The organism is Sphingobacterium pedocola (assembly GCF_015209965.1).
Classification (GTDB): Bacteria; Bacteroidota; Bacteroidia; order Sphingobacteriales; family Sphingobacteriaceae; genus Sphingobacterium; species Sphingobacterium pedocola.
Map to the genome: position 1 here is coordinate 2,408,967 of NZ_MU158689.1, position 19,403 is coordinate 2,428,369.

The 19,403-nt window shown below is 41.2% G+C and carries 19 protein-coding genes; 8 read left to right on the forward strand and 11 right to left on the reverse strand.

What is annotated here, in order from left to right; translation table 11 throughout:
* Window positions 1-35: 35 nt before the first annotated feature.
* Window positions 36-1,163 (forward strand): cysteine desulfurase family protein, encoded by a 1,128-nt coding sequence (locus C4F40_RS10150; protein ID WP_196939205.1) that lies wholly within the window; start codon window positions 36-38, stop codon window positions 1,161-1,163.
* Between the two features lie 47 nt (window positions 1,164-1,210).
* Here the strand turns inward: C4F40_RS10150 and C4F40_RS10155 are convergent, their stop codons facing one another.
* On the reverse strand, window positions 1,211-1,630 hold the full coding sequence (locus tag C4F40_RS10155; RefSeq protein ID WP_196939206.1) for a copper resistance protein NlpE: 420 nt from the start codon (window positions 1,628-1,630) through the stop codon (window positions 1,211-1,213).
* A 66-nt stretch (window positions 1,631-1,696) separates the two neighbouring features.
* Window positions 1,697-2,026: a tetratricopeptide repeat protein gene (locus C4F40_RS10160; protein ID WP_196939207.1), complete on the reverse strand. Its 330-nt coding sequence runs from the start codon at window positions 2,024-2,026 to the stop codon at window positions 1,697-1,699.
* A 127-nt stretch (window positions 2,027-2,153) separates the two neighbouring features.
* Between C4F40_RS10160 and C4F40_RS10165 the strand changes: the two genes are divergently transcribed.
* The 5 genes from C4F40_RS10165 (at window position 2,154) to C4F40_RS10185 (ending at window position 6,524) form a co-directional block, all read left to right on the forward strand.
* Window positions 2,154-2,303, forward strand: a complete 150-nt coding sequence (locus C4F40_RS10165) for a hypothetical protein (RefSeq protein WP_196939208.1) — start codon at window positions 2,154-2,156, stop codon at window positions 2,301-2,303.
* Between the two features lie 357 nt (window positions 2,304-2,660).
* Window positions 2,661-3,401 (forward strand): electron transfer flavoprotein subunit beta/FixA family protein, encoded by a 741-nt coding sequence (locus tag C4F40_RS10170; RefSeq protein WP_196939209.1) that lies wholly within the window; start codon window positions 2,661-2,663, stop codon window positions 3,399-3,401.
* Window positions 3,402-3,421: 20 nt separating this feature from the next.
* Window positions 3,422-4,399, forward strand: a complete 978-nt coding sequence (locus C4F40_RS10175) for an electron transfer flavoprotein subunit alpha/FixB family protein (protein WP_196939210.1) — start codon at window positions 3,422-3,424, stop codon at window positions 4,397-4,399.
* 100 nt (window positions 4,400-4,499) lie between these two features.
* Window positions 4,500-5,135, forward strand: coding sequence for a bifunctional nuclease family protein (locus C4F40_RS10180; RefSeq protein ID WP_196939211.1), 636 nt, complete (start codon window positions 4,500-4,502; stop codon window positions 5,133-5,135).
* Between the two features lie 9 nt (window positions 5,136-5,144).
* The gene (locus C4F40_RS10185) at window positions 5,145-6,524 is read left to right on the forward strand and encodes a nucleoside permease (protein WP_196939212.1); all 1,380 of its coding nucleotides are present in this window, start codon (window positions 5,145-5,147) and stop codon (window positions 6,522-6,524) included.
* Window positions 6,525-6,531: 7 nt separating this feature from the next.
* Here the strand turns inward: C4F40_RS10185 and C4F40_RS10190 are convergent, their stop codons facing one another.
* Together C4F40_RS10190 and C4F40_RS10195 are read right to left on the reverse strand one after the other, a co-directional pair.
* A complete protein-coding gene (locus C4F40_RS10190; RefSeq protein ID WP_196939213.1) occupies window positions 6,532-6,948 on the reverse strand; it encodes a hypothetical protein in 417 nt (138 codons plus the stop codon).
* A 213-nt stretch (window positions 6,949-7,161) separates the two neighbouring features.
* A complete protein-coding gene (locus C4F40_RS10195) occupies window positions 7,162-7,740 on the reverse strand; it encodes a C40 family peptidase (RefSeq protein ID WP_196939214.1) in 579 nt (192 codons plus the stop codon).
* 74 nt (window positions 7,741-7,814) lie between these two features.
* Here C4F40_RS10195 and C4F40_RS10200 point away from each other — a divergent pair, with 74 nt between their 5' ends.
* Window positions 7,815-8,711, forward strand: coding sequence for an EamA family transporter (locus C4F40_RS10200; protein WP_196939215.1), 897 nt, complete (start codon window positions 7,815-7,817; stop codon window positions 8,709-8,711).
* On the opposite strand, the gene C4F40_RS10205 is transcribed toward C4F40_RS10200, so the two are convergent.
* On the reverse strand, window positions 8,708-9,892 hold the full coding sequence (locus tag C4F40_RS10205; RefSeq protein ID WP_196939216.1) for a class I SAM-dependent rRNA methyltransferase: 1,185 nt from the start codon (window positions 9,890-9,892) through the stop codon (window positions 8,708-8,710). The genes C4F40_RS10200 and C4F40_RS10205 overlap by 4 nt on opposite strands.
* 110 nt (window positions 9,893-10,002) lie before the next feature.
* On the opposite strand from C4F40_RS10205, the gene C4F40_RS10210 reads away from it, so the two are divergent.
* On the forward strand, window positions 10,003-10,392 hold the full coding sequence (locus tag C4F40_RS10210; protein WP_196939217.1) for a hypothetical protein: 390 nt from the start codon (window positions 10,003-10,005) through the stop codon (window positions 10,390-10,392).
* A 79-nt stretch (window positions 10,393-10,471) separates the two neighbouring features.
* Here the strand turns inward: C4F40_RS10210 and C4F40_RS10215 are convergent, their stop codons facing one another.
* From C4F40_RS10215 to C4F40_RS10240, 6 genes are read right to left on the reverse strand one after another with little or no spacing between them, the layout of a single operon-like run.
* Window positions 10,472-11,650 (reverse strand): PKD domain-containing protein, encoded by a 1,179-nt coding sequence (locus tag C4F40_RS10215; protein WP_196939218.1) that lies wholly within the window; start codon window positions 11,648-11,650, stop codon window positions 10,472-10,474.
* Window positions 11,651-11,688: 38 nt separating this feature from the next.
* A complete protein-coding gene (locus C4F40_RS10220; protein ID WP_196939219.1) occupies window positions 11,689-12,534 on the reverse strand; it encodes a cyanophycinase in 846 nt (281 codons plus the stop codon).
* On the reverse strand, window positions 12,534-13,583 hold the full coding sequence (locus tag C4F40_RS10225) for an isoaspartyl peptidase/L-asparaginase family protein (protein WP_196939220.1): 1,050 nt from the start codon (window positions 13,581-13,583) through the stop codon (window positions 12,534-12,536). The genes C4F40_RS10220 and C4F40_RS10225 overlap by 1 nt, the downstream gene beginning before the upstream one ends.
* A gap of 11 nt (window positions 13,584-13,594) precedes the next feature.
* Window positions 13,595-14,671, reverse strand: coding sequence for a cyanophycinase (locus tag C4F40_RS10230; protein ID WP_196939221.1), 1,077 nt, complete (start codon window positions 14,669-14,671; stop codon window positions 13,595-13,597).
* Window positions 14,661-16,097 carry a RagB/SusD family nutrient uptake outer membrane protein gene (locus C4F40_RS10235; RefSeq protein WP_231389995.1) on the reverse strand — a complete coding sequence of 479 codons (1,437 nt, stop codon included), beginning with the start codon at window positions 16,095-16,097 and terminating at the stop codon, window positions 14,661-14,663. The genes C4F40_RS10230 and C4F40_RS10235 overlap by 11 nt, the downstream gene beginning before the upstream one ends.
* 41 nt (window positions 16,098-16,138) lie before the next feature.
* Window positions 16,139-19,288 carry a SusC/RagA family TonB-linked outer membrane protein gene (locus C4F40_RS10240; RefSeq protein ID WP_196939222.1) on the reverse strand — a complete coding sequence of 1,050 codons (3,150 nt, stop codon included), beginning with the start codon at window positions 19,286-19,288 and terminating at the stop codon, window positions 16,139-16,141.
* Window positions 19,289-19,403 lie beyond the last annotated feature (115 nt).

Consider the following 19,403-nt stretch of genomic DNA (forward strand, 5'->3'; position numbering starts at 1 on the left):
ATTAAAATTACATTACATTCGTTAAATTTGCGGCTATGCATGTATATTTAGACAATGCCGCTACAACGCCTTTGGATTCGGAGGTCTTAGAAGTAATGGTAGAAACCATGAAAAACGATTTTGGAAACCCCTCTTCAATCCATTCTCATGGGCGTCAAGTGAAAACGATAATTGAAAAAGCAAGAAAGACCATAGCGACCTTACTACACGCTTCTCCTTCCGAAATATTTTTTACTTCTGGGGGTACCGAAGCCGATAATATGGCTATTGTACGCTCTATCGAAGATTTCGGCATTACACATGCGATCACATCCCCGATAGAACACCACGCCGTACTTCACACCTTGGAAGAGCTGGAAAAAACAGGTAAGATACACTTGGATTTTCTCCGTTTGGACGAGAAAGGCAACATTGATCTCTCGCATTTGGAATCGCTACTTACCACCAATCCGCGAACTTTTGTATCTATAATGCATGCTAATAATGAACTGGGCAATTTAACGGATATCAAACGTATCTCAGAAATCTGTAAACAATACAACGCAATCTTCCATTCGGACACGGTACAGACGATGGGACATTATGTGCACGATTTATCCGAATTAAAGATTGATTTTATTACGGGAGCCGGGCATAAATTTCACGGTCCGAAGGGTGTGGGTTTTTTATACATTAACGGGAAGAATAAAATAAAGCCCTTTATATACGGAGGAGCGCAAGAGCGCAACATGCGCGGTGGAACTGAAAACGTATACGGTATTGCAGGCCTCGCGAAAGCATTGGAAATAGCCTATCGTGATATGAACGACCACCAACTATATATCCAAGGTTTAAAGGATTACATGAAACTGGAATTGCAAAAAGCCATTCCCCATATCAGATTCAATGGAAATACAGAAGCGGACAACTCATTATATACTGTATTGAATGTATCTCTACCCTGCACGGATATGAGCGATATGCTTTTATTTAACTTAGATATTTCGGGGATATCTGCCTCCGGCGGAAGCGCTTGTAGTTCAGGTTCGGATATAGGATCTCATGTTTTACGTGGTATTAAAGCAGATAGTTCACGTCCCTCGGTTAGGTTTTCCTTTAGTAAAAACAATACAAAGGACGAAATAGACTTTGTAGTAGCAAAGCTAAAAACGCTCTGTGAATGAGTCAGTAACCTGAAAGAAGACCTATGGTCTCCTCTTTTAGGTTATTGTCATTTTATCTTTTCTAGTTGATAATTTTCTGCCAAATCTCCGGTAATCGTATTCCCAGCTAAATCCAGTTGCCAGAGTATACCGTCAACGATCTTATATTCGTAGTCCAACCCCTCTAGTACTAGATTATTTTTTTCTATCTTCCAATTTCCATTTTTTATAAACTTGTCGGATGATTTCCCGACGTATATATATATCAATTCGTAAGAATGATCTTTACTTAATGCCAGTACGGTATTGATTGTTTCACAATCTGCACAGGGTAATTTACCTGAGTAGTGACCAATAACGTTCGCAGAAAGAAACTCTAAATTTTCTTTTTTATCAAGCGTATTGGATGACTTCTTATTATTTATACAGCTAATAAATAATAAAAAAGCGACTAGAATAGAAAACAATATCGTGGAAAATGTTCGCATTTACTTCATTTGCTTATGCCTTTCAAAAAGGATACCAAAATTCAGCAATAGCATTTTTTTTAGTCACTAATCATCGTCATCATCAAAACCTGTTGCCAAATTGTATGCATTCTGAAGCTCCCCCAAAGCATGTGTATTTCTTACCTTACGAGCCACGTGCATTCCCAGTTGATAAATCTTTAACGCTTCCTCTTTATTGTTTTCCTTCTCTAAAAACTTCCCATAATGATAATATGTACCCACGTAATCCGGAAAATTTTCTACCAAATCTTTAAATCCTTTTTCCACCTTTTCCATATCCTCAGCCTTTAGGTATTCCATGGTGAGTGCATATTTTAAAAAAGGATCCTGAGGACTTTCCGCTACAAACGACAATAATTGTGTTAATCTATCCATGAAAAAGATTTCTATATTATTTCACAAAATAAGTCAAAGCAATTCTAAAAACAAAACGAAGGCTTATAATGTCCTGTATTAAGTAGATTTCTAGAAAGGATAATAATCTCAAACAAATCTTTTATTTATGCACATTCTTTTGTCGCTCGCCGCGACGTGGCATTCCTTTTTTCCGCAAAAAGGAATCAAAAACTCGTCGCTGTACCCATTTGCAACAGCGATTCGTGCCTCCTCCTGCTATTGGCAAATGGCTAAGGCGACATTTGTCGAATTGTAAGGGTGCTGCGTTTGTATGTTAAGCACAAAAGCTGTTGGATAGCACGGAAGAATATATAGCATGTGCGCGGATTACTTATCTCGTCTCATTTACAGCGGCGGAAAAACAAAGAGAATGAAGCTGGATACGTGCGGAGGGAGAGGCCTTGGGGGCTCCAAGGACTAGGCCTCCGCGGCCAATGAGTGGAAGTAAACTAGATTAATTTAATCCTTCCTTTATTATCCCTGCCCGTATCAAGATTAACCTAAAGTCTACACTCTAAATTACTATGCTAGCATACAAAATGACAAAAAATTGACCGAGACTGATAAGGGAAGATTCGGATAAAATAGTAGGTTTGTATAAACGCTATTAATTATGAAGATATTAGTTTGCATCAGCAATGTCCCCGACACGACATCTAAAATAACTTTCACGAATAATAACAGTGAATTCAACAACACTGGAATTCAATACATTATAAATCCATACGATGAAATTGCACTATCTAAAGCCGTGGATCTCGTAAATGGAGGAGCCGACGGAACAGTTACTGTAATTAATGTCGGTGACGTTTCTACGGAGCCCACCATCCGGAAAGCGCTTGCGATTGGCGCCGATCAAGCAATACGCGTAAATGCTACTCCTAAGGACGCGTGGTTTGTCGCCAACCAAATTGCGGAATATGCAAAATCAAATGATTTTGATTTGATTTTAACCGGACGGGAATCCATCGACTACAACGGAGCACAAGTACCTGCAATGCTTGGCGAGCTTCTTTCGATTCCCTCGGTTTCTATTGCTAAAAAATTGACTATTGAAGGCAATGAAGCAACCATCGAGCGTGAGATAGAGGGTGGCAAAGAAGTGCTGACAGCGAACTTACCGGTTGTTGTAGGTACTGCTGAAGGGGTAGCCGAGCCAAAAATCCCGAACATGAGAGGCATTATGGGTGCCCGTTCAAAACCGTTGGAAATCGTCGAACCGATAGCAGTAGCAGCCTTGACATCCTTTAGTCACTATGAAACGCCAGCCATACGAAGTAACGTTAAATTGATCGAAGAAAGCAATGTAAATGAGTTAGTAAACTTATTGCATACCGAAGCAAAAGTTATTTAATCACTTAATTAAGAAATGACATGTCAGTATTAGTATATATAGAAAATACCGAAGGGTTACTTAAAAAATCGGCTTTTGAGGTTGCTTCTTATGCGTCACAAATTGCAAATCTACAACAGACCCAAGCCGTAGCTATTTCCATCGGAGATGTGGCCGATACTGAGTTGCAAAAGTTAGAAAACTATGGAATCAGTAAAGTTTTAACGGTGACTAACGATAACCTTAAATCTTTTATTAACCAGGCATATGCTTCTATAATTGCTGCCGGTGCACAAAAAGAGGGGGCAGATATCGTCGTACTGTCGAATTCATTCAGCGGAAAAGGTCTCGCTCCCCGCATTGCGACAAAGCTGGAGGCTGGTTTAGTATCAGGTGCAATAAGTATCCCTACCTTCAACGCTGATTCGACTGAGGTGAAGAGAACTGCTTTTTCAAGTAAAGCCATTGCAACGGTAACCATTACTTCACCGATTAAGGTAATTACCTTATCTCCAAACGCATTCGAAGTCGAAGAACATAAGGTATCAGCACAAATAGAAAATTTTGTACCTGAGATCGCGACGACGGATTTTAACACCATAGTGAAAGAAATTGTGCGTGCTACAGATAAAATTTCTCTTCCTGAAGCCGAGATTGTTGTTTCTGCAGGGCGGGGACTTAAAGGACCTGAAAACTGGGGAATGATAGAAGAACTAGCAGATGTATTAGGTGCAGCTACTGCCTGCTCTAAACCCGTATCCGATGCAGGCTGGAGACCACATGCTGAGCATGTCGGTCAGACCGGGATAGTGGTAAGTCCTAATCTTTATATTGCCATAGGCATTTCAGGAGCGATCCAGCATCTTGCGGGAGTAAGCTCTTCCAAAACAATAGTTGTCATCAATAAAGACCCTGAAGCACCCTTCTTCAAAGTAGCGGACTACGGGATAGTGGGTGATGCTTTCGTCGTTGTACCACAGCTTATTGCTGCGCTAAAGACGTACAAGGGAAATTCGTAAATAGGTCAAGGGATATAGGCGACCTGAGCAGAAAACTGCTCAGGTCTTTTTATTTGCCATGAATATTTTACATCTTTGCATTACCGTAAGGTGTTTTAGGATGAAGAAAATTAAGCTAGATATAGTGGGCTTGTCGTATAGCCAAACACAGTCAGGCGCATACGCGTTGGTATTGGGAGAAGTGAATGGTAACCGTAGACTTCCGATAATTATCGGAAGCGCTGAAGCGCAATCCATTGCAGTTGAAATTGAAAAAATGACACCGAGTCGTCCGCTTACGCATGACCTTTTTAAATCCTTTGCCGAGACTTTTGATATCAACATCAACGAGGTATTAATTTACAATCTAGTGGATGGAATTTTCTTTGCCAAAATCAGTTGTGTAAAAGATGGGAAAACGACAGAAATTGATGCGCGTACTTCTGATGCCGTTGCGTTAGCCGTTCGCTTTGATTCCCCGATCTACACGTATGATTTTATTATGTCTTCTGCCGGAATCGTCATTGAAAGCAACGATTTTGCGTTCTTGGAGAATATCAGTTCGCCTGCAGAAGCTATTACTCCTCCAACTCCCACAGAAAAACAAAAAGAACAAGCTCCTATTAAACCTGAAGTATCCCCCTACGCTTCACTCACTGACGAACAGCTAGAAAATACACTCCAAAAAGCTATTGAGAATGAGCAGTACGAAACCGCTGCTAAGGTTCGAGACGAAATCGAACGTAGAAAATCATAACGTATATATATGTCTACAAAGTTAAGATTGACCATCATGAATTTCCTGCAATTCTTTGTGTGGGGTGCATGGTTGATTACAATAGCCAACTATTGGTTTGGGACAAAGCAATGGGACGGAACGCAATTTGGGGCTATATTTTCTACCATGGGTATTGCCTCACTTTTCATGCCTACATTAATTGGCATTATTGCGGATAGATGGATCAATGCGGAACGCCTATATATCGCACTGCATTTTTTGTATGCCTTATGTCTAATCTATCTAACACAAGTTAACGAACCTTCAACATTTTTTAATATCATGCTCGCAGCGATGTGCTGTTACATGCCCACGTTAGCCTTATCCAATTCTATCGCGTATACAGCATTGACGCAGGGGCAATATAACCTCATCAAAGCTTTCCCTCCTATTCGTGTATGGGGAACAATTGGCTTTATTGTTGCGATGTGGATAACTAACTTGACGGGAAATAAAGCTACCGAATATCAATTTTATATTGCGGCTGCGGGATCTATCACACTCGCTGTCTATTCGCTTTTCTTCATTCCCAACTGTCCACCTCAGCATCTAACAAAAGCTAACGCAAGTATCACACAGCTACTTGGATTAGAAGCATTTAAGCTTTTCGGAAACTATAAAATGGCCTTGTTTTTTATCTTTTCTATGTTTCTGGGCGCAGCGTTACAATTAACCAACGCATACGGGGATGTTTTTCTCGATGAATTTAAATTTTATCCTAAATACATAGACGCTATCGTGGTGAAATATTCCACCATTATCATGTCTATATCGCAAGTTTCGGAAACACTATTCATCCTAGCAATCCCCTTCTTTCTGCAAAAGTTTGGAATAAAACGTGTAATGCTTATATCGATGGTAGCCTGGGTCTTGCGCTTCGGGTTATTTGCTTATGGAGACCCATTCAGCGGATTATGGATGATTATTTTGTCCTGCATAGTATATGGAATGGCATTCGATTTTTTCAATATCTCAGGTTCTCTTTTTGTGGAGACTACAACGGACTCCAAAATAAGATCTTCTGCCCAAGGTTTATTTATGATGATGACTAACGGATTTGGCGCTGTATTTGGTTCGCTGGCATCGGGATGGCTTATTGATAGATATTATACCTTATCTTTTGACAATATCCACTCCCTATCAAGTTACTTGGACACCAGCCCGGATAATTCCAATTTACACAATTTTATCTCCTCAAGAGGTGTAAATATATCAAACGGAGCTTTTGATCATGCAATCTTCCTAAAAGATTGGTATCATATCTGGATCGCATTCGCCATTTATACGCTCGTGATTGCGGTGGCATTTGCAGTGTTATTCAAACATGAACACCAAAGTCAACAAGTTGTTGGTGAACATTATCACTAATATTTTACTATCTCGCTTTCACTTCTGCAAGCATGGTCATTACATGATCAATAGTGGACTTAGCGGCATCTTTCATTTTCGGATTTCCTTCGTAATCCGCGTCTAGAACAACTTCTTTTGATTTATCTTTATAGGTGAATTTCAAAATGTAACGAGGGATGTGTGATTTCGGATTAGCAGCATCCTTCTTGGTGGTCATATCGTCATCCACATTCCAAAAACCTAATTCCTGCGCTTTACGATGTAGATACAATAGATCATCGTCTCTCATTTTCAGCTTATCTCGCACGAGCTTATTATCATTTGTCAAATACTGATAATCACCAGTTTTTGAATTGAAGGTATTCAACAAGGAATCTGGTGTTCCATAGGTCAATTCAATCGATTCAAAGTCAGAAAAACGATAGGGCGCGTTTTTGATCATCGAAGAATAATAAACTACACAGTAAACAATAAACGGTACTATTATACAAATAGCTAAAAAAATTCTTTTGGTTTTATCCGACATAATTAAAAATAGATTGCACACAAACTTACGATAAAGTATTTAGATGTGAGACACTAGATATTAGATTTGAGATATTAGACTTATTGAATAGCTCCTGGATAGTAGAAACATTTAAGACGAACACAGTCTTTAAATATTCGGTGTACCGCACCTGGTAAAATACTTGTAATACCAAGCATCTTTTAAATTTGAAATCATGACACCTTTTTGCGTAGAAACATGTACGAATTTACCATTGTGTAGGTAAATCCCCACATGATCAATATTTTTTCCGCCAAAAGAGAAAAACACCAAGTCTCCCTCCCGCAATTGATCGTCATATTTACGTTTTATTATTGCAGCCATATCTCTAGAGGTACGGGGTAAATTCTTGCTATAAACTTCCTTATATATCATACCGACAAAAGCGGAACAATCTACACCATCTTTGGTCAATCCACCTAGACGATGTGGGATACCCATCCAATTATCGATAAATGAATACAAAGAATTGTTCATATCTTTAGTGCTCACCCCCAATACATCGGCATAGTGCGACAAGGTGTTTCCCGAACGCCTTGTATCTTTTGAAGGAGCCACAGTGCTTCGATCTGCGGGAGGTTTTCCATATGAATACCCTTTTTTCTTGGCCCCGCAAGAGGCTACAAATATACAAAATGCAACAGCTGCTGCGATAAACTTAATTTGTTGAATCCTATTTCTACCCATCAACACAAATGTATTGGCTCAAGACGGAGAATAAAACCCTCTTTTTTCCACAATTGTTATTTAATTTAGCAGGCATGGAACAAATTAAGGGTGCTATCGCTGTTTTCTTAGGTGCTGCTAGCTTTGGAATCTTATCTACTTTTGTAAAAAAGGCCTATGCGAACGGCTTTTCCTTAGGAGAAGTAACAGGAGTACAAGCTTTTTTTGGAATGTTATTTTTGTGGATACTTTATCTCATTACGCGTTTATTCTCGACCGAACACAAGCCTTATCCAAAAAGAACCAAATATTGGAAAATCATTTTCGCTGGTTTTTCCACAGGTGTGGTTAGTATTTTTTATTACAAATGTGTATCGCTCGCACCCGCCTCCATTGCTATTGTATTGCTGATGCAATACATTTGGATCAGCGCACTCATCAACCTTGTGGTGTTTAAACAAAAAACCAATCGAAAAGAAGGTATTGGCATTGTGTTCATTCTTCTTGCAACGCTTTTCGCAACGGGAGTTTTTCAAGATACCGTCGCGGATATCGATATTATTGGCGTACTCTACGGGCTATCGGCAGCTGTAGCATATGCTATTTTTATAATCGTAAACAGCAAAGTAGGAAACGATTATCCTCCGATCCAGAAGAGCGCATATATGGTGACCGGTGCATTTATTTTGATTACGATAACGCTACAGCCTGTTTCCTCGCTGCAATCGTCTTTAAATGCATCAATAGTTAAATATGGATTGCTTCTAGCATTCTTTGGAACGGTATTGCCGCCCGTACTATTTGCATATGGCATGCCCAAAACAGGTGTTTCACTAGGGAGTATCTTATCTGCTGTCGAGTTACCGGTAGCAGTGGGCATGTCTTTCTATGTATTGCATGAACAGGTGACTGCATTGCAATGGGCTGGTGTATTTGCTATTCTAGGAATTGTTGTATGGATTAATTGGCGGCGTAGAGGCGTCGCCAATTAAACAACACGTACCAATAAACCTTTAAGGTATTCCCCTTCTGAAAATGAAGCACGCACTGGATGATCTTCGGGTTGATGGAATTGTCGAATAAACTGTATTTCCTTGCCCGCATCGAGAGCTGCCCATGCAAGTACCTGTTTAAAGGTATCAATATCCATCGCACCGGAGCAGGAGAACGTGGCTAATAATCCGCCGCTTTCGAGCAGCATCAATGCCCTTCTGTTCAAATCTTTGTAGGCACGAGAGGCTTTATCCAACATCGATCTCGACGGTGCATATTTAGGAGGATCAAGCACAATGAGATCAAATCTGGCCCCGTCTTCTCCCAGTTGACGCAAGTATTTATTGACATCGGATTGGACAGCAGCGTATCGGTCATTATGAAATCCATTCAGTGCTATGTTTTGTCGTAGGGTGTCGATCGCTAAGGCCGAGCTATCTACCGCCGTAACATGGTCGGCTCCTTCACGCAGCGCATTCAATGTGAACCCTCCCGAATACGAAAAACAATCTAGTACTCTTTTTCCGTTTACATATTGCGCGGCTATTAACCTGTTATCGCGTTGATCACAATAAAATCCAGATTTTTGTCCCTCAACAATATTGACCTGATACTGAATACCGTTTTCAACGATGGTCACATACTCTGGAGGTACTGTCCCATATAATAATCCATTATTGTCTGGCAGACCTTCGTGCTCCCTGGACTTAAGATCACTTCGTTCATAGATGCCTTTAGGTTTCAACAACTGTGCAAGTTCATCGATAATGATCGGCTTTACCTGTTCTATTCCTGCGGCGTGAACCTGTACGGATATATAATCAGCGTATTTATCCGCGATTAATCCCGGCATAAAATCAGCTTCTGCAAAAATCAAGCGTACACTATCATTCCTTTCCGACAACAAATGTAAGCGGCTATTTACAGCATTACGTACACGATTTCGCCACCATTCTTCATTGATTTCACGATCTGGATGCCATTCCAATAAACGTACAGCTACTCTAGAGGTATTGTTATATATCCCAAATGCAATAAATTCGTTCTCATTATTGTACACTGATACGACGTCTCCATTTTTTGGTTCTGCTATAACTTTATATACTGCTCCAGAGAACACCCAAGGGTGCAACTGCCAGGCAGCCTTATCTTTGCCTTTATTCAGGATTACTTTTTTCATTGACACAAAAGTAGTATAATATTCAATTTTCAGGCAAATATCACGAAAACTTATTTATGGTATATTTTTTGTATACGCACCTCATTTATATCACAAATTCAATAAAATTCATGAAAACACTAAAACCCTTATTTTTATTTGCTTTTTTCCTTTCTTTTACGGCGCTGTTCTTCGGAAGCTGTAGTGACAAAGATGATACGCCAGGTAACGATCGCAGTACCATTACCTACAAATTAATTGGCTCTTCGGATGTCAATATTACTACTATTGTCTATTATGATGGAAGTAGCTCTCCCATAACAAAAACTGGTGATTTCGGTTCTGCCTGGACGAGTGAAGAAATCACCGCAGACGATTTACGTATCATTATTTCTGCGAATGGAACGGGTACGTCTGATGCCTCTACGTTGAAAGCACAAATTATAAAAAATGGCGAAGTGGTAAAAGAAAATAATGTGTCTACCGGAAAAATACTCCAAACAACACTTTCGTTAAGATAACAACTAACTAAAGGAACTGATTTACAGCGAGGTTGCCATTTTCATAACAACCTCGTTGTACTTCTAAGATTTCTTTTTTTTAGTCTTCTTTGTCTTTGATAATGATAGCTCCCGGAGCAACTATGCCCGATAAGAATGTTTCTGCATTATTCCCATCTAAGTCCGCTCGCTTTATCAAACCACTATTATCAGAACTTGAAGTCAGCTGCGTCCAATAGAACTTATTCGTTGTATAGTCAATTGCCATTCCATACGCCCGCGAGCTAGCTGCCAAATCCACAAACTTCTCTTGGTTAGATCCATCTAAATTAGCCTTAATGATTGAAGAGCTATTTCGATCTTCAAAGTAAATTTTTGAATTGACTTCATCTACAAACATTCCGTAGCCATATACATCCGAAACAATCTTTTCAACGCTTGTACCATCACTCTTAGCGACATACAGATCTTCATTATATACTTCATAAAAGTAAATAAGATCTGTTTTGCTGTTGTAAGCCACTGCTCTCATTTGACCTGCCCTCGTAGCGGTAAGTTGTACATGGATAAATTCTTTTTCAAAATCACCTCCATCAAGATTAGCCCTTGAAATATTCCCAGCGTCATCTGCCCAGTATATCTTTCCCGCGACAGGATTGACAGCGACCGCGTAAGGATCGGTTATACCTGAAACAATAGACTGTACGTTGCTTGCATCACTATTAAAGCTCCATATCATACCGTTAGCGGTCGTTAAATAATCACTGAAATAAAACTTCTTGTTGATAGCATCATAAGCTAATCCATAGCCTGCTCTACTTGTCAAGCTAACGACCGTTTCAACTGTTGCTCCTATTTCTAAAGAAATTTTTCTAATCGCCCTAACTGGATTACCATATTCGATAAAATAAAGTTCTTTATCCGTTTCGATAACAGCATTTGGATCGATAACAGCTATATCTTTTGCATAATTACCCGTCCCTCCTGGACCAACCACCTTTAATTTAATGGTATAAGCACCCGGGGCAGTATAAGTTTTTGTAGGCTCTTTCTCTGTCGATGTGGTTCCGTCGCCAAAGTCCCAGGAATACGAATCACCATCTGCTGATTCGTTTTTAAAATGAATTTCTTCGTCAATATGCAACTCCGTGTTTGTGATCGTAAAGAAACTCTTTACTGTTGGAGGCAATGAATCAAAGTCATATTTCTCATTTTTACATCCTGCGAATACAATCAGCGTGATTAAAAAAGCAGGTACAATTCGTTTTAATATCTTCATAATTTTAAGTCTTCTGTATTACCGGGATTTCCGTATTGTTATTTTAATTTAAAGTTCTGTCCATGCGAATAAAGGGAAAGGTTTGCATCTTTAAAGGATACGGTATCCGTATCCGAAACCTGTACTTTTTTTGGAGCCGACACGACAATCACCTGACTATCGCCAGTTACTCTCACTTTTTTACCCGTCACGACAATAGCTGTTCCTTCATCTATACCAATCAACGTCTTATCTGGATGATCCACCAATACACTCAAAAGTCTATTGTAACGGCTACGTATTATAAAATGCTGGTCTATAATAGCATTCGTCAAAAAACCCATTCCTTGTGCTGTCACGGCATTCTTGCTCTTTACTTCCCGAAAGCTATCACCGTCTTTTTTCTGATGTTGTTCACCAGTAATCATCAACTGTGACATCACTGCGGCACCAGCACTTGTTCCAGAAATCGTGGCACCTTTGCGATAAGCCAGGTGTAAGGCATCATACAGTTTAGTTCCTTGAACCACATCCATAAACTTATTTTGGTCTCCCCCTGTTATATAGATCAGTCGGGCGTTTTGTACCGAGTCAATCCAACTTTGGCTATTATTGGCCTGCTCTTTCGTAAAGTTAAAGCTTGTAATAACATGTTGAGAAAACTCCGACAGTTGCCCGCTGATGTACGCGACAGACTCCTCAGGAATACTGGTGGCCATCGGTAGCACAACGATATAATCGTTCGGCCTTAAATGAGCTGTTTCGACCAAGTCTTTGACTAGTGCGGGTGAACGGTCTCCTCCACCGATAATAAATAAGCTCCCTTTATCCTGACCATATGCTGAGCCTACAGCAAACACCGAGGCAACAAATAAAACATATATTTTAGCAAAAAAATTCTTCATTATTTATAAATATAAATTGATATTTTTCCGTTTTCATCCACTGTACCACGGTACATACCCGAAGTATTGAATTCCATAGCAACTTTCCCGGCTTTGTTTAACGTGATGATACCACCATCACCACCCAGTTCACCTATCTCTTCAATGACTTGCTTTGTAGCTTCCACTACCGAAAGATTTTTGAGTTCAATAAGGGCCGATACGCGGTTTGCCGCCACCTCTCTGATGTAGTATTCACCCCATCCTGTACACGAGATCCCAGCTGTAGCATTATTGCAATATGTACCCGCACCAATAATCGGAGAATCACCGACCCGGCCATATCGTTTGTTGGTCATACCACCGGTAGAAGTTCCGGCAGCTAGATTACCTTTTTTGTCCAAAGCGACGGCGCCTACTGTTCCGAATTTTTTATCCGCATCCGAGATCCCCGATATCTTGCTCTTACGGATATCGAGATCATTGAACGCCGCTCGTCCAGTTTCTTCCTCTTTTATCGTTCGCTGCAATTGGTCCCAGCGCTCCTGTGTAAAAAAATAAGATGGTGGAACGGTATCGCAACCATTCGCGGCGGCAAATTGTTCTGCTCCCCGACCGACCATCATGACATGTTCCGATTTGTTCATAACAGCTATTGCGGCATTTATCGGGTTTTTTATGGTGGAAATACCTGCAACTGCTCCAGCTTTTAAAGTTGCGCCATCCATGATAGATGCGTCCAACTCATTTTTACCATCATGCGTAAATACAGCGCCCTTACCCGCATTGAACAGTGGCGAGTTTTCTAACACATTTACAGCTGCTTGAACGGCATCTACAGCCGATTTCCCATCTTTGATTAGATTGTATCCACTTTGGAGAGCGGCAGTAAGCGCATCGTTATACGCCTTTTCCTTTTCAGCTGTCATGAATTGCTTTTCAATCGTACCTGCTCCACCGTGGATGACCAAGACATGCTTGGTCGCATCTGTATCTATCTGTTGTGAACCACAGGAAAGCAGTATACTAAAACTAAGAAACAAACCGATCATTTTTAAAATATTCTTCATTTCCAATCGTATTAAGGACGAATACTTGAACTCCAACTTCCTGCGACAACATACCACCAGAATTTTTCCAATCCTGTTGTATTTTCCGGTTCAAATGTCTTCATATTAAACTTATTGCTACTTACTGTTGCCGATATCGCAGAAACCGTTATTGCTGCGCTACCGTGATTCCAGGTCACCGCCGTATTAGCACTAAAAATTTCTGGCGTCTTGGTTGCATCTGTTTTTAAGAAAAAAGCTTTATTGGCACCTAAAACTGTTGCCATACCCTCCTCATCTATACAGACAGCAGTTCTTTCATCCACAGCAATCCCTTGAGGAACTTTGCTCCAGTCGTTCATGATACGACCGAGAAAAACAACGGAACGTCCTTGACGGTTCCTTTGGGAAAAGTGTTGATCCGTAATCACATTTTGAAGAAATGGAGTCTTTAGAAAATCATCCCGACCAAGGGCAACTTTCGTTGCGTAAGGATTAACCAAGGCTTCTTCGGAATCAACGCCACCTCTTTCCCCACTAAAATAATAGTTACCCAAGACCGCTGCTCCGGCACTCGTGCCACCAACAGGCACTTTCTTTTCGGTCAACAAATAATTAATAGCAGCCATGACTTTGGTTCCTTTCCAAAACCCGGTGTAATCCGACTGGTCTCCGCCCGCGATAAACAACATTTCAGCATTGCGGATAATCTGTGCAACACCGTCGTCGTCGGCCAGCCGCCGCGAATTAATAAGAAGTGTCTCCACCGAGTTGACATTGCCCAACCCTTTGATATAGGGATTGTAAGCATTGGTTCCACTGGACCTGATCACCACCACATCACCTCCGCCGCTGCGTTCGATCATCCAACGAAATGCCGCATCGACATCCGTGCCTCCTCCCATAATAACAACACCAGATTTTGTTGTGGTCTGCACATCAGCGACCTCTCCTACTATGCCGATTGAACCTGTTCTGCCTTCCGGCTTCGTAGGTTTAGGTGCATTAGGATCAAATGGATTGGGGATTTCCTTCCTATCGCAGGAAGCAAAAAATGCCAATACCGCAAATGCGTAAAATATTCCTTTCATCGTGCTTTTAGTCTTCATTACTTGTATATTTTGGGTTTTGACGCATATTCTTGTTTATCGTAAACTCCTCTGCAGGAATAGGAAAACAGTACTGTGCATCGGTAGGTTCTAATTTATCAGCACCAATAGCGTAGGTCACATCCTGTGCCAGACGCTCTACAGGCAATTTTCGCCTTTTTAAATCAAAGAATCGGTGCCCTTCAAAAGCTAATTCTTTAAAACGTTCTTTATACAATTCATCCACAACGCTTTGATAAGTCGGTAATGAGATGTTTGCATAGTCGTAAATCCGAGCCCTACGCAGCTCATTCAAATCCTTGACGGCGGCAGCGATACCTGTTGCATTGTTATTTCTTTCCAGTTCTGCTTCTGCCCGAATCAGATACATCTCGCCTGTACGAAACAACTTGACCGATACCAGACCGGGTGCTCCTGGGACAATACCCGTCGCATATTTGTTGACCAGATAAGCCGATTTTACACCTGTAGCACGAGCAGGATCGTATTTGATGTAACTGCCAAAGCGAACATCCTCGGTACGTTGTGTTAACGAACCAAACATATCAATCAATTTGAACGAAGGGGCATAGAGGACGATTGCTCCTGTTTCGCGGTAGTAGGATGCTCCAATACGCGAATCATCACCCGCTACTCTTGCCAAGCGCCAAATCACTTCAGATTGACTTTGGTCTGTCCAAATTCTGCCAAAATCACTTGTAGGCGCCAAAGGTTCTTGACCGATCACTTCCGATGCATATTCAATCGCATCATCCCATTTTTTCTCGTACAAAGCAACGCGGGCCTGTATAGCCGACACCGCTAATCTTGTAATCCGTGTATTGTCGTTAAACCCATCCGAAATCAATTCTTTCGCAGCGCGCAAGTCTGCATTGATATCGTCAAAGTTTGACTGCACAGTAGGTCTTGATGGGGTACCAACAGCATATACCTTCATATATGGAACCCCCATTCCACTGGGATCGTAAGAAGAAGCATATCCACGTAACAACTCAAAATGACAATACGCGCGTAGCGCCAACAATTCGCCCTGATACTGATCCATCAAACTTTGTTCGCCAGCAGTCACAGGAATATTTGGAATAGCGGCCAAGACCAGATTTGCATTCCTGACCGGTTCATAGTAATCGTAAAATCCGGTTGTCATGGAAGCTGTGCCAGAATCATAGAGCCAACGGTGAGCCGTTGTATTAGACACCGTATTCTCGGTTGGCAACATAATTTCATCAGAAGCGATGCCTCCCGTTTCGATCAAGGTATACTCTACTAGTCGATAAGCACCCAGCACCCCCATGTTCACATCATTCAAATTACGAAAAGCCTTGGTATCATCTATACTGTCCGTTGGTGGCAAATTTAATTTATTACAAGATTGCAAGACCATTCCGGCCATTGCAAACACGATATATATTTTCTTGATATTCATTATTCTCAAAATTATCTAAAGATGACCCCTATATGGTTCACTTAAAAATTAACATTTACACCTGCGGTATATTTTCTCGCATTCGGGTATTCAAACCGACCATACTGCCTGTTATTTTCAGGATCTAGGCCACGCCAAGTCGTCCAGGTAAACAAGTTTTGCCCCTGCACAAAAATATCTGCAGATCTAAAAATAGTTTTCCCAAACAAGGCGACCGGAAGACGGTAATTCAATTGCAGATTCCGCAAGCGCATAAAGGAAGCATCCTGAATATCCTTAGATGTAAAGTTTCTCGGGATATCGATACGCTGCAAGGTGGCGTCATCGCCTGGTTTTTTCCAACGGTCATACAGCATTCGCTTGCTCTGATTACTAGTCATGTATGCTTGGTTTTCATTGTAGAAATCGATGTTGTTCCAACGTTGTACACCCGACACAAAAGAGAATAAGGCACTCAATGTAATATCTTTCCAGCGTACAGCAGTCGTGATACCACCGGTAAACTTAGGCAACAGACTCGCTGCCAATGGCACAGCCTGTTGTTCAGCAACATATAAATTGGTTATTGAGCCGTCGCGATTATAATAGCGTGCTTCTCCATTTGCGGGATCTACCCCTGCCCATCTTGGTGCATAATAAGTTCCATAAGGCATTCCTACTTTAATGATACGTGTATCGCCTTCTAGCAATTCGGGTGTCGTTTCGCTCACACGCAGTATTTCATTATCATTAAAGGCCCCATTGAAACCAATATTCCAGTTAAAGTCTTTGGTTTGCACAACATCTCCACTCAGATTAAATTCAATACCTCTATTACGCATCCTCCCCGTACTCAGCGGCATCTCCACTCCACGGCCAGCGCCTACTGTGGCAGAAACTGGCTGATCAATAAACATGTTATTGGTGATCTTATTGTAAAAATCAGCCGTCAATTTTAGTCGTTGCGACTGAAAAAAAGAAATATCTAACCCTGCATTGAACTCATCTACATATTCCCAGTTATAGTCTGGGTTTACGATATTACTCGGGATTATTGTAGGGTCACCATTGTACGTATCATCAACTTCATACAAGGAAAGATGATTAAATGCACTTCCGATTGGACTAGCTGTCTGCCCATAACTCGCGCGTAGCCTCAATACTGGGATAAGGTCATAGTCACTCAGAAAACTTTCTTGCTTGACATCCCATGCCGCACCAAAAGAGTAAAATCCTTGCCAACGATTGTGAAGTGGTACAGAAGAAAGGGATGCTCCATCATAACGGTAACTGGCTGTAGCTGTATATTTGTTATCATAGGTGTAACGCCCTAACCCCATATAAGAAAGCATAGCACTGGCAGAGCGGCTACCACCAAGACCTGGCAAAAAAGTTGGACCTACCGTAATTGCCTTCGGAGACTCTGGAAGGCGGTCGTCCAATCCATAACCGCGATAACTAAATGATCTTGCGTTGTTCTGTAAATATTCGAAGAAACCCGACACTTCAAAATCATGCTTATCGACATGTTTGTTGTACGTAATGCCTGATGTCGAAACAAGATTAAAGTTTCGGCGGTACCCTTCACCAAAAGCTCCTTTTTCTCCATTTTGTGTGCTACCGATATAGGAAAGCGGATTGATAAAAACCTGATCGACAGAATTTCTAAAGTCGATTCCCGAACGCGTGCTGATCTTCAACCCTTTTATAATTTCGTATGCTAGATTGACGCCCAATATGGTTTTGAATTGCTCTGTTTTGTCCGAAGTACCGAACAATACATCTATGCCCCGACTTCCCTCTCGGGTATCATAGAACGGCATATATTCTTCAGATGCATGGAAAACACCGTCGGCAGTATAGGGATATTCGTAGGGTAGCGCATAATAAACGGAGGCCATAGGTGACCCCACACCCGTTCCCCCTTCATTGTATGTAAAGCGCGAGTTGGAATAACCTAAATTCAAGTTGAATGCTGCCGTAAACTTACCATATTTCATATTGGTATTGCTACGCAACGAATATCTATTCAATCCCGTTTCCCTTACAATACCTTCTTCATTCCACAAGCCTAACGAATTGTATGTCTGCACATTTTCATTACCCCCACTTAAGCTAAGCTGCTGCTGCATAAAACGAGCATCCTGGAAGAAAAGATCCCGCCAGTCGGTATTTACGCCTCTTAAACTATCCAACGTCTGGTCTGCATTTTGCTGCCATAAAGCCGAATTGGTTCCATAGAAAGGATTTTTAGGCGACAGTCTCCAACCCGGACCTATATCACGTCCTGTCTCCAAGCCTACTTCTTCTTCAAAACGTAGCCGCTCCCTTGTATCCATCATTTCAAAAGCAGGTTGTGTCAACGCGGAAAAACCATATTGCGAACTATAGTTTATTCCTAACCTTCCTTGCTTACCTTTTTTTGTCGTAATCACGATAACCCCATTAGAACCACGGGATCCGTACTGCGCTTTGGCAGACGCATCCTTTAACACATTGACCGTCTCGATATCTTCGGGGTTGATCGTTTGGAAATATCCTTCTTCGATAGGAATTCCATCCATCACATATAGTGGTGTAGTTGTTCCCTTAATAGATCCCACGCCCCTAATGACCACGCTCGCACTTTGTCCTGGCTGGCCTGAGCTCGAAACAACGCTCATACCCGGTACACGCCCTTGAAGGATCTGATCTAGCGTACTCATCGGCACTTTGTTGATATCCGCCGCATTGACTTGTGAAGTAGCACTGGGGCTTTTTCCTCTAGCATATTCGGTGTAGCCAGTGACCACTACCTCGTCGATCGTGTTATCATTTTGTTGCATAATAATCGTGAGATTACTTTCTTTGCCTACTTTAACTGTTTTGAAAAAATAGGCAAGATGCGAGATCTCCAATTCATCTCCTTCGTTTGCGTTAATCGAAAAACTACCGTCCATTCCTGTAGAAACACGAGCTGTACCGCCCTTGATACTGACCAAAGCACCAGCAACGGGACTACCTGTTGCATCCACGACTGTCCCCGTAATCGATTGCACCACTCGGACGCTTTTATAGGAATTTATTTCTAAGTTCCACACATTGTATTCCGCTAACAGTTCAGCCTTTGCTTGGAACATCAGAAACAAGAAGGACAAAAAGATTGGTGCCTTTTTTGGCCATCTTGAAATGGGATAGCATAAACTGCCCCTTTCACTACGATTTGACATCATATTTAATAAAAAGTTAATTATTTGGGGTTAAAAATTAGATTGATACGTAAAATAAATTACGCTAAAATTAGGTTTTTTTTGGGAGGATTTCAAAAATTTCAACACAAAAACAAGT

Coding starts and splice junctions, on each gene's coding strand:
- C4F40_RS10150 (WP_196939205.1), top strand. CDS start 36: ATGCATGTATATTTAGACAATGCCGCTACAACGCCTTTGGATTCGGAG.
- C4F40_RS10155 (WP_196939206.1), bottom strand. CDS start 1,630: ATGCGAACATTTTCCACGATATTGTTTTCTATTCTAGTCGCTTTTTTA.
- C4F40_RS10160 (WP_196939207.1), bottom strand. CDS start 2,026: ATGGATAGATTAACACAATTATTGTCGTTTGTAGCGGAAAGTCCTCAG.
- C4F40_RS10165 (WP_196939208.1), top strand. CDS start 2,154: ATGCACATTCTTTTGTCGCTCGCCGCGACGTGGCATTCCTTTTTTCCG.
- C4F40_RS10170 (WP_196939209.1), top strand. CDS start 2,661: ATGAAGATATTAGTTTGCATCAGCAATGTCCCCGACACGACATCTAAA.
- C4F40_RS10175 (WP_196939210.1), top strand. CDS start 3,422: ATGTCAGTATTAGTATATATAGAAAATACCGAAGGGTTACTTAAAAAA.
- C4F40_RS10180 (WP_196939211.1), top strand. CDS start 4,500: ATGAAGAAAATTAAGCTAGATATAGTGGGCTTGTCGTATAGCCAAACA.
- C4F40_RS10185 (WP_196939212.1), top strand. CDS start 5,145: ATGTCTACAAAGTTAAGATTGACCATCATGAATTTCCTGCAATTCTTT.
- C4F40_RS10190 (WP_196939213.1), bottom strand. CDS start 6,948: ATGATCAAAAACGCGCCCTATCGTTTTTCTGACTTTGAATCGATTGAA.
- C4F40_RS10195 (WP_196939214.1), bottom strand. CDS start 7,740: ATGGGTAGAAATAGGATTCAACAAATTAAGTTTATCGCAGCAGCTGTT.
- C4F40_RS10200 (WP_196939215.1), top strand. CDS start 7,815: ATGGAACAAATTAAGGGTGCTATCGCTGTTTTCTTAGGTGCTGCTAGC.
- C4F40_RS10205 (WP_196939216.1), bottom strand. CDS start 9,892: ATGAAAAAAGTAATCCTGAATAAAGGCAAAGATAAGGCTGCCTGGCAG.
- C4F40_RS10210 (WP_196939217.1), top strand. CDS start 10,003: ATGAAAACACTAAAACCCTTATTTTTATTTGCTTTTTTCCTTTCTTTT.
- C4F40_RS10215 (WP_196939218.1), bottom strand. CDS start 11,650: ATGAAGATATTAAAACGAATTGTACCTGCTTTTTTAATCACGCTGATT.
- C4F40_RS10220 (WP_196939219.1), bottom strand. CDS start 12,534: ATGAAGAATTTTTTTGCTAAAATATATGTTTTATTTGTTGCCTCGGTG.
- C4F40_RS10225 (WP_196939220.1), bottom strand. CDS start 13,583: ATGAAGAATATTTTAAAAATGATCGGTTTGTTTCTTAGTTTTAGTATA.
- C4F40_RS10230 (WP_196939221.1), bottom strand. CDS start 14,671: ATGAAGACTAAAAGCACGATGAAAGGAATATTTTACGCATTTGCGGTA.
- C4F40_RS10235 (WP_231389995.1), bottom strand. CDS start 16,097: ATGAATATCAAGAAAATATATATCGTGTTTGCAATGGCCGGAATGGTC.
- C4F40_RS10240 (WP_196939222.1), bottom strand. CDS start 19,288: ATGATGTCAAATCGTAGTGAAAGGGGCAGTTTATGCTATCCCATTTCA.